Here is a 13,223-nt window from a genome sequence, read left to right as displayed (position 1 = left end):
TAAAGCGAGGATGCGCATTTATATGTGCACCTCGCTTTTTATTTTATCATACTCGTTTTACATCTGGCTCAGGAACAAACTTTAAAACAATTATTCCAATGATGAACAAAATAACGAGACTGAACACACCGTATGATGTATTGCCTGTTACCTGTGCGGTTACACCGACCAACAAAGGTCCCATAACAGACGCGAACTTCCCAAAAATATTATAAAACCCAAAAAATTCATTCGACTTTTCTTTCGGGACCAATTTCGCAAAGTATGAACGACTTAGTGCTTGAATACCACCTTGGGATGTCGCAACGAGCATCGCAAGAATCCAAAAGTCTGTTTCCGTTTTCATGAAAAATGCGTAAATACAAACGATAATATAGACACAAATTCCGACGTACAACATTTTTTTCCCCGTAAATCTTTGAGATAGTCGTCCGTAAATAATCGCAAATGGTGCCGCGACTACTTGCGTGACGAAAAGAATTATAAGAAGCGTCGTCGCACTAATTCCTAAATCAGTCCCATACGCTGTAGACATCGAAATAATTGTTCCAACACCGTCAATATAAAAGAAATACGCGATTAAAAATAAAAACACATGCTTATATTTACGAATATCTTTAAATGTGGCTTTAAGTCTTCTAAAACTCCCCGCAACAATGCTCGATTCACGTGGAATCGAGTGAATTTGGACAACATGTTTTAGCATTGGAACCGTGAAAGCTATCCACCAGATAGCTGTAATGATAAACGCAAGTTTAGTGGAAAACGTCATTGAAAGCGGAATTACTCCCGTATCCGACAATAAAATGATGGCAATGCTAATAATAAAAGGAATCGTACTTCCGATATACCCAAGTCCAAAACCTCTAGCTGAAACCTGATCCATCTTCCCGGGTCGTGTTACATCCACAAGAAATGCATCGTAAAATATATTTGCTCCGTGAAAACCAACCGCAGTAACGGTATAAATAATTAATAATAAAATCCAATTTCCATCAGGTACAAATGCCAGTGATAGCGTCGACAATGAACCTACTGCAAAAAAGAAAAAGAAAAACTTCTTTTTTAATCCTTCGTAATCCGCAATGGCCCCCAAAATAGGTCCAATCATCGCCAATATAAACGTTGCCGCTGCAACCGCATACCCCAAATATGCAGTCGAGTCCGCATTATCTACGCCCGCGCTTGTCGCAACAGATTTATAAAAAATAGGAAAGACCGCGGTTGTTATAATGATTGAGTACGCAGAATTTGCCCAGTCATACACCATCCAACTGTTCTCCGTTTTGCTAAACTTCCTCAATTCATTACCCCCTTTTACACTACTTATCTCTAGTGTACAACAAACCAAATTCAATTATATCCAAAATTCTAAAAACTAATATTCAAGAAACTCTTTAACCACTCTGCCATCCGTCTGCCCAAGGTCAAGTCCTAGTAATCGTGCAAACGTTGGTCCTTCATCTATCAACTTCATTGACTCAATTTCTACATTTGGCTTAATACCTTTCCCTTTCGCAATAAAGATTGTCGAATAATCCTCTTTTTCCGGCGAATACCCATGCGTTGCACATGTGTATTTACCCGCCTTTACATCTTCTGCCGTAATGACGTCAATCGCCTCTCCGTCTAGATGTTCGGTGAAATAAAAACCTCGGTCCGCTTCCAACATAAAATCTGCTTGCTCATCCGCACCACGCAAACCCGCCTCGACACTATCCAATACAAACTCGATACCATTCTCTTTATTAATAGAAAGTGAATGAAGCAAAGCTTTCACACGTTCCCTCGTTCGTACATCACTCTTATCTTTCAAATAAATATATGCTGAACCATCATTACTTTTGCAAAATGCTTTCCAACTCTTCACTTTTCCACGCGCATTCAATTCAATTAAACCGCTTTCCCTAAGCAAGACATTCAATTTCACCGCTTTCGCATGATCCAACGCACTATGATCCCCAAGAACAACAATCGTAGACTGTTCGTACATTCCACTTTCCTTAAGTGCCGCTATAATCTTTCCGAGTCGCACATCATGACGATAAATTGCCTCATGCGCCTCAGAAGATGAAAACCCATGAATATGTCGCTGGAAATCTAAATCTACGAGATGAACAAGCGTTAGGTCTGGTTTTTTCGTTTGAATTGTGTAAACCGTTGATTCGGTAACAAAATCATCAAGTTTCGGTTGCCGTATGCCATTTCGAAGGTGACCAAATTGTTTATTCATTTCCAACTGGTAAAGCTTGCTACCGTTCATGAATGACACTGCGAGTTGGTTGTGCCACGGTCTATTCGCAAAAATCTCTGGCATATGATAATCAATTTTCGCTCCCGCTGTCACAGGCCACAGCAAGGCCGCTGTGGACATGCCCGCTTTTTTCGCCTCATCGTACACCGTCGTCCCTTTCACATGACGACGGTGCCAATACCAGTCGGGGGACAGGCTTCCAGGTTGAAGTAACGTATTTGACGTAATCCCGTGCCGATTCGGATAATTTCCAGTGAGGATACTCGTATGACATGGGTAAGTAGCCGAGGGATAAATCGTCTCGACATTTCTACAAATTGACGCATCGTTAAATAGTTCCTTAAAATTCGGCAGCTCCTCCAACATTGGAAAATCTAGCGATGATAAACAATCAAAAGAAATCACCAATAAATGATTCGTTAATCGTGTCATAAGTAGTCCTCCATTTTTATATTTCGCACCGTTCATATTATTACTTTACCGTATAGCTTTATAAGAAAAAGGGGTTGTCCAATAAGTTGCTATAATAGAACAAGCGAAGGAAAATCACGCTTTCCTTCGCTTGTTTTTTACGATTATTATTTCTGGCGATTTTCGGTCTTTTTGGACAACCCATTCTTCAAGTTAAATAAACATCCCCGCAATTGCCGCACTTAATAATGAAGCGAGCATTCCACCAGCGACCGCTCGAATACCTAACCTTGCGATATCTGGGCGTCTGCTTGGTGCTAGTTCACCTAATCCACCTAAAAGAATCGCCAATGAACTTAAGTTGGCGAACCCGCATAGTGCAAAACTTACAATAATGACCGTTTTAGGCGTTAATGAGGCCATCTCAAGTGTAAATGCCGCATATGCGACAAATTCGTTTAACACAAGTTTTTGCCCGATAAAACTACCTGCCGTAACGGCTTCCGCCCATGGTACGCCAATTGCAAACGCAAGCGGAGAAAACAAAACACCCAAAATGCCTTCAAGGGTAACGGATTTAAATCCAAACCATCCCGCAATGCCGCCTAACATCCCGTTTACTAAAGCAATTAATGCAATAAATGCAAGTAACATTGCCCCTACGTTTAATGCGAGTTTTAACCCGTCACTTGCACCACGTGCCGCCGCATCAATGACGTTTACAGAGGAATCGTCTCTTCCCATTTCAAAATCAGTGACGCCTGACTCTTCTTGCTCGGGGATCATTAGCTTCGCAATTACTAATCCCGCTGGTGCTGCCATGAAGCTTGCTGCGAGCAAATATTCAAGAGGTACACCTAAAAGCGCATAGCCGGCTAGGACAGAACCTGCAATAGAAGCAAGGCCACCCGTCATAACTGCAAATAGTTCGGATTTAGTCATATTTGCTAAAAATGGACGGATGACAAGTGGTGCTTCCGTTTGACCAACAAATATATTTGCAGCCGCCGACATTGACTCCGCTTTACTCGTTCCAAGAAGTTTCGACAATGCCCCGCCAATTAACTTAATAAACCACTGCATAATCCCAAGATAATACAATACTGAAATCAAAGCAGAAAAGAAAATAATGATTGTCAACACTTGAAAGGCAAAGACAAAACCAAACTTCTCTGTATCCGCGGCAGGTCCAAACACAAATCCAATGCCTTCACCTGCATAATCAATTACATTTTGCACTTTCCCGGAAACCCATTTTAATGCTGACCTTCCTGCTTCCCACTTCAATACAATAAACGCAAAAGAAACTTGAATTGCTAAACCGATTACGATCGTTCTGTAATTTATAGACCTTTTCGCATTTGATAAAAGAAATGCGATACCGAGCACAACAACCATGCCGAAAAGTCCCCACAGTAAATTCATTTATTCCACCTCTATAACTTATTATTTCCATACAGAAAAACTATTAAGAAAATGCATACAATTGCATCATTATAATCCCTTTTCAATATGCGACCTTCGGAATTTTAACAAACTATTTCATTGAAGTAAAGTGAAATTTACCCCGAAACAAAAAAGCTACATCCCGAATAAATTAGGATTAGCCTTTCCACTTTTTTAATACATTTTTTAAGCTAAACATGTGCTTCTATAATAACCCACTTTATTCTTTCAATCCCTTTACTTCTTCATCCGATAAATAACGCCAACAACCGACTTCTAATTGCCCGAGTGAAATATTCTTAATACGCACCCGCTGTAGCTTAGTAACCGTATATTGGAAACGTCTGCACATGCGTCTAATTTGACGATTTAAGCCTTGCGATAATGTAATTTTAAAGGAGTAATCATCTATTTGTACGACCTTACACCGTTTGGTCATCGTATTTTGTTTTTTTCTCGGATTATAAATGTCTACGCCCGCGGACATACTTTCTATAAATCCCTCGGTAACTTTTTTATCAACCGTTACAATATAATCTTTTTCCTGATTGTTTTCTTCCCTTAAAAGTGCATTGACAATGCTACCGTCATCCGTCAGCAGGATAAGTCCTTCTGATTGTTTATCGAGCCGGCCGACCGGGAAAATTTGTTCCGGGTAATTGACGAAGTCAATAATATTTCCTTCTATGTGGCTTGCTGTCGTACACGTCACACCAGGCGGTTTATTGAGCATAATATAAATATCGTTTTCTTTCGCCAATATGAGTTGCCCGTCGACCTCTACACGATCTCCTTTATTTATCACATGGCCAAGTTTAATGATTTGTCCATTTACCGTCACTTTCTGTTCTTTAATAAACAAATCTGCCCGTCTTCTTGAACAAAATCCCGATGAGCTAATAAATTGATTCAACCTCATAGTCGTTCCTCCACTTATGTTCACCAATCCATTTGAAAGGTTTTTTAGAACTTTCTATTTTCCACGATTTCAACGAATTTCGTTGCAGCCCGTGACAAAGGCACACTTTTCAAGAAACATACACCAATATTTCTTTTAGGGACTTCTTCAACTAATGGTACTTTAGCGACTAATCCCTTGTCTAAATACTCCCTAGAAAAGTCTTCTGTTACACATGCAATACCTAAGTTTATCTTTGCAAATTCCAATAATAAATCATGTGAACCTAACTCGAACTCGGGTGAAATTTTAACACCTTTGGAGATCATATAGTCCTCTACATACCTTCTAGAATTGGATTTGCGTTCAAGAAATATTAACGGCAACTTTACTAGCTCATCCAGATGCAACGGTTTGGATAATATGCTTTTATACTTTTCTCCACAAACAAAAATATCTTGAATATCGATGCATGGTCGCATTTCTAGCGCGGGATCGACGAGCGGAAAATTACAAACTACAATATCGACCGCCCCTGATTTCAGGATTGAACAAAGCTCCAATGTTGTACCATTTACAATCTTAAACTTGATATTCGGGTAATTATTATGAAAGTACTCTAAATAAGGCAGTAAAAAATACCGAGAAATCGTGTCTCCCACGCCTATCTTTAATTCACCCGCTGTTAAATTCTTGAACTCTAAAATCTTTTCTTCCCCTACGTGAAGCAAGTTAATCGCGGAGTTGGCGTATTCAAATAAAAGTACTCCCTCTTGCGTTAAAGATACCCCTCTAGACGTTCGATTAAAAAGTCGTATATCTAATTCTTTCTCTAGCTGCATGATTGATTGGCTCACGGCCGATTGCGTCATATATAGATCTTTTGCTGCTTTGGAGAAACTTTCACTTTTTCCTACTGTACAAAATACTTTATACAAATCTAATTTACTAACCATATAAGCACCTCTTATGTCTACCATTCAATACATTAATTTTACTTATACCACTAAAGTGGTGTATATTACAAGTATATAATTAGATCATATAAAGACACTTTATATTTATTAAGGAGCGATTTTATTGGAAAGAGTAGTTGGAACAGTTGCTAGAGGTCTTCGTTGCCCAATCATTAACGAAGGAGACAATATCGAGGAAATCGTTGTAGATAGCGTACTCAAAGCTTCAGAAGTTGAAGGCTTACAAATTCTTGACAAAGATATCGTTGCAATTACAGAATCGATTGTCGCTAGGGCGCAAGGTAATTACGCAACAACCGACCAAATCGCGAAAGACATTCATTCAAAATTTGGTGACGATACAATTGGCGTTATATTCCCTATCCTAAGTCGGAATCGTTTCGGGAACTGCCTACGTGGTATTGCAAAAGGTGCTAAAAAAATTGTCATTATGCTTAGCTACCCAGCAGACGAAGTTGGAAACCACTTAGTCGACCTCGACATGCTCGATGAAAAAGGTATTAACCCATGGATAGACGTCTTAACTGAAAAACAATTCCGTGACTTATTCGGCTTTAATAAACATGCCTTTACGGGTATTGACTACATTGATTACTATAAGTCATTGGCAAAAGAAGCTGGCGTTGAATGTGAAGTCATTTTCTCCAATAACCCTAAAACGATTTTAGAGTATACAAAAAGTGTGCTGGCTTGTGATGTGCATTCAAGACATAGAACGAAGAAGATTTTAAGAGCAAATGGCGCAGAAAAAGTTTATAGCCTTGATGATATTTTAACTGAATCGATTGACGGCAGTGGCTATAACGAAGAATTTGGCCTTCTAGGATCAAACACGGCAACAGATGACGGCATGAAGCTTTTCCCGCGCAATTGTCAACCCGTCGTCGATAAAATCCAGCTAATGCTCAAAGAGAAGACTGGAAAAGATGTAGAAGTTATGGTTTACGGCGACGGTGCATTCAAAGACCCGGTCGGTAAGATTTGGGAATTGGCCGATCCGGTTGTATCCCCAGCTTACACATCCGGACTCAATGGTACTCCTAACGAAGTAAAGCTAAAATATCTTGCGGATAACAACTTTGCTGACTTAAGAGGCGATGAACTTAAACAAGCCATTTCCGAGTTCATTGATAACAGAGAAGACAACCAAGTCGAATCCATTGAATCCCAAGGAACAACACCACGGAAACTAACTGATCTAATCGGTTCTTTAGCCGACTTAACTTCAGGTAGCGGCGACAAAGGTACACCGATTGTCTTTATACAAGGTTATTTCGATAACTTCACAAAATAAACGATAAGCAGTTCATGAAAAAATAGGCTATCTTCCTCCAATATAACTTGGAGGAAGATAGCCTATTTATGTTTAATTTCTGAAAAGGTGTAAAATCGAGTACAAGTTATTTGTTCATCTGGGCGAGAAAGTCAGCAAGCGGATCCACTTCATCTACATCTTCCTCGGTAGACGAGCTCGTCTCTTTCCTCACTGTTTCCCAATCAAAGTCATCTAAACCAGCATCCAAATCGATATCTTTCAAGTCGACTTCGACTTCAACTTCAGTTCGTTCATCTTCACGATCTGCTTGCCAAATTGGCTCATGGTCTTCCGAGTCCCCTACTTCTTCTCGACGATACAAAGGATCTTCTATATCCACCACGTTGCTGTTCAACGAAGTAAGAAGAGCCGCAGTACGGACTGGATTAGACATTAGCTGATACACGATACTCCCCAATAAGGCTTCAGAGTGCTCATGCTTTAACCAATCCCGCTGCGCTTTACTTAGTCCTTTTGGAAGAGGTACGACGATTGCTTCTTTATGCTTTAATAAAGAAGCATTCACGCCTTCAATGACGAACTCTGCAATTTTACTTGAAAAGTTTCTTCTTTCGACTTCCTTCAACTTTTGCAGACGCTTTAATGTCTGGTCTGACGTATCGGATGGAATGCGAAATGTAATGGGCTGACCCCTTTTCAATCCAGTTTCTTTCATGAAATATCACCTTATTTCGTTTTGACCAGCTTATCTTCCCTTGGTTTCACTTGTCGATTCTTTCTCGCGAAATCTGAAATTAGTTTGTAATACGCATTGGCCATCATCCATACGCTTTCTTTTTCATCTTCAAAGAAATCGATATTATAACCATCTAAGCTGTTATTCAACGCTTTAAGATACTCTTTTAGGACAATTGAACCTCCGCCGATGAAGTAGCAAATCTCTGATTGGGAGTTTCTTTGCCATACGTTACGTAAATGACGGTATTGCTTTTTCGCTAATTCTAAAAGAATACGATCTACAATATCGTGAACGCTTGTCCGACTACCTTTTACCATAATGTGATTTCGATCATTTTTCTTCGTAATAATTTCTACAACGTCTAGACGGCTGTCCAGCTCCACACCGTGCCTAGAGAATATCTCCTCACGGATAGCGTCAAGAGACTCTGAAACGCCTAGATTGAAGCCCTGTGCTTTGTCATCATCAACTTTACGGTCCCTAATTACCGCAACGTCCGTCGATAGCCCGCCGATATCTTGAATAAGGATTCGTTTATCGATTAACTCTTTGTTAGTGACATTTAAATTATTGTCCATCACAAGGTTAATAAACGCAGCAAAGCCTTCTGGATAGACTTTTACTTCATCAAATTTAATATTTACTTTTAGACCTTGGTATTTAGGTGTAACTAAAAATTCAACTTGGTGAACAGATCCAAGTAATTGGGAACGATAACCAACGTCTTTCCCTTCTTTTACTTCCCTAAGCGGAAGTCCAGTTCCTAACGTATACGTAGCTTCGATTACATTGTTTGAACGTTTAAAAATACCTTTATTTTCATCTCTTGCTGCGTCAAGTGCTAATGCCGACAACAACATTACAATTGTTTGATCTTCTTCCGATTTATTACTACCTGGATCTAGCTCGGTAGAATTCCCGCTTTTCGTAGCTAAATTTCCAACTCGGTAAATCGAGTTATTTTCCTTTAATGTAGGAGAGTGCAAACGAATATGAATGCCTTCAGTAGGCTCTTGGTTGTCTAGTTCCTCAATTCCAATAATCGGACGATCTGCAACGTCCCGTGCGATTACGTTCGGTATATTGAATTCTACTTCCAGTTTACCGAAAAGTGCTTTTAGTGAATCATTTCCAACGTCAATTGCTGCAATGCGTGCTTCTGTCAAAATAATCATCCTTCCCATTGTTTTATCTTACTAATAGAACAATATAGGAATTTTGGCAATAGGTCAATGCTATCTACCTATCTATTACACGCCTACAGTGATGTGTACTAATTAGTAAACTTGTATACATTAATGTACACAACTACAATTATTGAGTGTGTACTTATTTGTAATAATGTATACATTATTGTTTACATTATTACTTATTCGTATACAAGTTTACTTATTTGTATACAATGTAACTATTTGTGTATACATGAATAGTTTAAGTGCAGATTTAATTTTATAGATACCCCTTCTGCTATTATTCATATAAAATCACACGTAACTTTATTGTCGTAAATAGTAAAAGTTTAAATATCATTGTATATTATTAACATATGAACACGTATACAAATTCAATGTAGTTTGCTTGACTTCGTTAGCAGAAGTCTCAGGACTGACGGCGAAGCTCGCTAACCTACCGCAGGCCACTTATACTTTTAAAGTTTGTAAGTATACGTCATATCAAAAAAGACGATTCATTCGATTATGAACGAATCGCCTTTTTTCTCTAAAGTCATAATTACTTTTAGATTCACTACAAATATAGTGATGACTCCCCATATCCACGCACATTCGATGCTGATACAACTGTTTGTAGCCTTATGCTTGAATACCTAGGAATGTCGAGCACAGGTACCTATAAGACAAAGAAGGATAAAGTTCAATCGCTTTCCGACCGTGGTTTTCCGTCAGGCTGATTGCCCATCATCCATAAAGCGCCGCAACGTGTATTCTGGATCATTCTCAATACAAGACCCCATTGTATTGCAATTAATTGCGTCCTATATAGGTTGAACTAATCAATGTAAACAGTAGAGACACCTTATTTCAGCACACTTCGAAAATCGTTGAATAAGACGAAATCCCCGCGGGAATATCAGCGCTAAAATGGAAAGAGGAAGTTCGTCTTCTCCCTTTATTGACGAAAGACGCCTGCGCTGGAGATTATGTCAAAACTATTAGCTTAATGTATATAATTACTTATGATAAGGCTCATTCTTAATAATCTTAAATGCCCTGTACACTTGCTCGAGTAAAATTAACTTCATCACTTGGTGGGGGAACGTCATTTTTGAAAACGACAATAACTCATCTGCTCTGTTTACTACGCTACTATGGAGCCCTAGTGAGCCGCCAATAACAAATACTACCTTACTACGCCCGTAAGTCATTAAAGACTCTATACCGGCCGCTAGTTCCTCAGATGTCTTCATCTTTCCTTCAATGACGAGCGCAATTACATAGGCATCCGCCCCAACTTTTGCAAGTATGCGATCTGCCTCTTTTTTCTTTACAATTTCCATATCTGCTTCACTTAGCGATTCAGGTGCTTTTTCATCTGCTACTTCGACTAAACTTACTTTTGCATAAGCCCCTAAACGTTTAGCATACTCGTCGATGCCCATTTTCAAATACTTTTCTTTCAATTTACCGACTGTCACAATTGTAATATTCACAGGTTGTCCACTCTTTTCTTCTTTTTATAAACCGATCTTATACACATATCCACGATACTTATCTACATGTAGGGGGCCGATTATTCGTTCGCCACAACATACAATGCAGGCTCTGTACAGTATGTACAACATGTGGATAACTTTTCTTTTTCAGATAGCGCTTTCATAATTGGAAACTTAACTTGTTTTGCTACAAAAACATCAAGTGCATGGTTTACATGGGTTTCACAGCTATAAATGATTATATTATTCACCACTTTTCCCGTCTATCTTTTCAAAAAACTTATTCACATATTTTTCAATCTATCCACAATTGGTTGAATTAACAGTAACGGAGTCGGACAGTCCGCCGTTACTCACCTTATCCACTTGTGGATAAGGTGAGTATTACATTATAATGAGTTTCCATCCTTTAACACCATTTCTATTTCCAAAAGTTCATTGCCTCGATACACTTTCATACGCATCGTATCACCGATTTCTTTTTCGTTAAATAGATGTTTGCGTAAACTAATCATATCATTGATCTTTTCCCCATCCATTTCTATAATCACGTCATATTGCTCTACACCCGCGATTTGTGAGGGAGAATTACGGATTACTTCGTTTACAACTACTCCTTCTGTAACTGTAGTCGGTAAGTTTAAGAAGCCTCTTTGTTGTTGTGCAGGTATTGTCGACAAATCAATCAATGTAACACCCATTGTCGGGCGATGCACTTCACCGTGTTTTTCAAGCTTTTCAATAATTGGAATGGCCAAATTGATTGGGATTGCAAGCCCAATACCTTCTACCGTTTCTTGCGAAATCTTCATCGAATTAATACCAATTAATTGGCCAGCAAGGTTCATAAGTGCGCCGCCCGAGTTGCCAGGGTTAATGGCAGCGTCTGTTTGTAATACATCTGCATACCAATCGACTTGACCGTCATTATTAAAGTCGATTGGTATCGAACGATCTTTTCCTGATACGACACCTACAGTTACAGAACCTGAAAAACCAAGACCGAGTGGATTACCGATTGCCATAACCGTTTCCCCTCGTTTTAAGGCGTCTGAATCACCAAATGCGGCAACGGCTTTAACTTCTACTGCATCGACTTCAATCACTGCTAAGTCCGTCCAAATATCGCTACCGATTAGACGCCCCTCTACTTTTGTTCCATCATCGAACGTAATATCAAGTTCTTCTGCACCTTCTACGACGTGATGATTTGAAACAATATACGCTTTGCCGCCTTGCTTCTTATAAATGACTCCCGAACCCGTCCCAGTCTCTTCCGTCATTTCAGAAGAAGACCAAATGTCACGGACTCGTTGTAAATTAGTTACCCCGACAACTGTGTCCGCAACTTGCTCCACTATTTCGGTTACATCCGTATTAATATCAATGGATATACGTTCCGTTTGTGCCGTTTTCTCTTCGTTCACAACAGGTTTCGGTGCGCCCATTTTACCATCTACAAGAAACCAAATAACAATTGATACAACAACCCCAAACAGTAGTCCCATTATAAAGTTACTCTTTTTCTTCGGTGGTTTCTCGTTTCGTTTTTTATAATCTACTCGTTCGTGTTCACTTTCATGATGACCGGGCTCTTTAATATCAGGTATTTTGTTTATCCCATCCATATGATTCTCCCCTTCTGCCTTAGTTATGTTGTACTTCACTTTACCCTATTTCCTATGTTTCCAAAATACTGTTCCCCTAAAATGTAAAAAACCTCACCCGAAGGCGAGGTTTATACAGGAAGTCATACAGTTACAAGCTCTGTTGCCCGGTCGGGATCCGTATCAAAAAGATGAACGTATTCGCCCGTTACAATGCCACACGTTTCTAGCGTCTGTGTCACACTCATCCGCGCAAGGTCTTTCATATTATTATCTTTACTTAAATGCGATAAATAAATTTTTGTTTCCTTCAAATCGACCACTTCGCTTATAGCGACCGCTGCATCCTCATTCGACACATGGCCTACGTCGCTGAGAATTCGTCGTTTAACAGACCACGGGTAGCGTCCCATCTGCAACATACTTACGTCATGATTGCTTTCAAAAACAAACGCATCTGCACCACGAATGATTCCTTTCATGCGATCACTTACATAACCTGTGTCCGTAATAATGACTAGTTTTCTTCCGTTTTGATGGAATGTGTAAAACATCGGATCGACTGAGTCATGCGAGACAGCAAAAGACTCTACATCTAGCTGGCCAAACGACTTTACTGTTTCCATATCGAACTGAAAACGCTGCTCGAGGGGCACTTTTCCGATAAGGCCGTCCATCGCCTGCCATGTTTTTTCATTTGCATAAATAGGAACGCCATACTTTCTAGCAATTACACCAAGTCCTTTTATATGGTCGCCATGTTCATGTGTCACAAAAATTCCGTCTAGCTGCTTCATCGAACGACCAATTTCCTCAAAAAGACTTTCCATCTTCTTTCCACTTAGCCCAGCATCAACAAGAAAATTATGTTCATCATTTTCTATATATATTGCATTTCCACTACTACCACTCGCAAGTACACTAAAACGCATTTTTAAATCTCC

12 protein-coding genes are annotated in these 13,223 nt (G+C 39.4%); 1 reads left to right on the top strand and 11 read right to left on the bottom strand.

The window, feature by feature from the left end:
- Positions 1-46 precede the first annotated feature (46 nt).
- The 5 genes from KSU66_RS11295 to KSU66_RS11275 form a co-directional block, all read right to left on the bottom strand.
- The gene (locus KSU66_RS11295) at positions 47-1,270 is read right to left on the bottom strand and encodes an MFS transporter (RefSeq protein ID WP_269051811.1); all 1,224 of its coding nucleotides are present in this window, start codon (positions 1,268-1,270) and stop codon (positions 47-49) included.
- Between the two features lie 108 nt (positions 1,271-1,378).
- Entirely contained in the window at positions 1,379-2,686 is a 1,308-nt protein-coding gene (locus KSU66_RS11290; RefSeq protein ID WP_269051565.1) for an alkaline phosphatase family protein, read from the bottom strand.
- 192 nt (positions 2,687-2,878) lie between these two features.
- Positions 2,879-4,090 carry a NupC/NupG family nucleoside CNT transporter gene (locus KSU66_RS11285; protein ID WP_269051564.1) on the bottom strand — a complete coding sequence of 404 codons (1,212 nt, stop codon included), beginning with the start codon at positions 4,088-4,090 and terminating at the stop codon, positions 2,879-2,881.
- Positions 4,091-4,331: 241 nt separating this feature from the next.
- Complete coding sequence (locus KSU66_RS11280; RefSeq protein WP_269051563.1) at positions 4,332-5,030, bottom strand: pseudouridine synthase; 699 nt, start codon at positions 5,028-5,030, stop codon at positions 4,332-4,334.
- A 44-nt stretch (positions 5,031-5,074) separates the two neighbouring features.
- Positions 5,075-5,965: a LysR family transcriptional regulator gene (locus KSU66_RS11275; RefSeq protein ID WP_269051562.1), complete on the bottom strand. Its 891-nt coding sequence runs from the start codon at positions 5,963-5,965 to the stop codon at positions 5,075-5,077.
- Positions 5,966-6,089: 124 nt separating this feature from the next.
- Between KSU66_RS11275 and KSU66_RS11270 the strand changes: the two genes are divergently transcribed.
- Positions 6,090-7,280, top strand: a complete 1,191-nt coding sequence (locus tag KSU66_RS11270) for a coenzyme F420-0:L-glutamate ligase (RefSeq protein WP_269051561.1) — start codon at positions 6,090-6,092, stop codon at positions 7,278-7,280.
- Positions 7,281-7,386: 106 nt separating this feature from the next.
- Here the strand turns inward: KSU66_RS11270 and KSU66_RS11265 are convergent, their stop codons facing one another.
- From KSU66_RS11265 to KSU66_RS11240, 6 genes are all read right to left on the bottom strand, one after another.
- On the bottom strand, positions 7,387-7,977 hold the full coding sequence (locus tag KSU66_RS11265; RefSeq protein ID WP_269051560.1) for a hypothetical protein: 591 nt from the start codon (positions 7,975-7,977) through the stop codon (positions 7,387-7,389).
- Between the two features lie 11 nt (positions 7,978-7,988).
- Positions 7,989-9,167 carry a ParM/StbA family protein gene (locus KSU66_RS11260; RefSeq protein WP_269051559.1) on the bottom strand — a complete coding sequence of 393 codons (1,179 nt, stop codon included), beginning with the start codon at positions 9,165-9,167 and terminating at the stop codon, positions 7,989-7,991.
- A 1,022-nt stretch (positions 9,168-10,189) separates the two neighbouring features.
- Positions 10,190-10,669, bottom strand: coding sequence for a 23S rRNA (pseudouridine(1915)-N(3))-methyltransferase RlmH (rlmH, locus tag KSU66_RS11255; protein WP_269051558.1), 480 nt, complete (start codon positions 10,667-10,669; stop codon positions 10,190-10,192).
- A gap of 80 nt (positions 10,670-10,749) precedes the next feature.
- Complete coding sequence (locus tag KSU66_RS11250; protein ID WP_443028968.1) at positions 10,750-10,926, bottom strand: CxxH/CxxC protein; 177 nt, start codon at positions 10,924-10,926, stop codon at positions 10,750-10,752.
- 135 nt (positions 10,927-11,061) lie between these two features.
- Positions 11,062-12,300 (bottom strand): S1C family serine protease, encoded by a 1,239-nt coding sequence (locus KSU66_RS11245; RefSeq protein ID WP_269051557.1) that lies wholly within the window; start codon positions 12,298-12,300, stop codon positions 11,062-11,064.
- Positions 12,301-12,422: 122 nt separating this feature from the next.
- Positions 12,423-13,211, bottom strand: a complete 789-nt coding sequence (locus KSU66_RS11240) for an MBL fold metallo-hydrolase (protein ID WP_269051556.1) — start codon at positions 13,209-13,211, stop codon at positions 12,423-12,425.
- Positions 13,212-13,223: the final 12 nt, after the last annotated feature.

The sequence above is a fragment of the Sporosarcina sp. G11-34 genome (assembly GCF_026931025.1).
The sequence above is the reverse complement of the archived record's forward strand: the minus strand, read 5'-3'. Positions and strand labels throughout refer to the sequence as shown.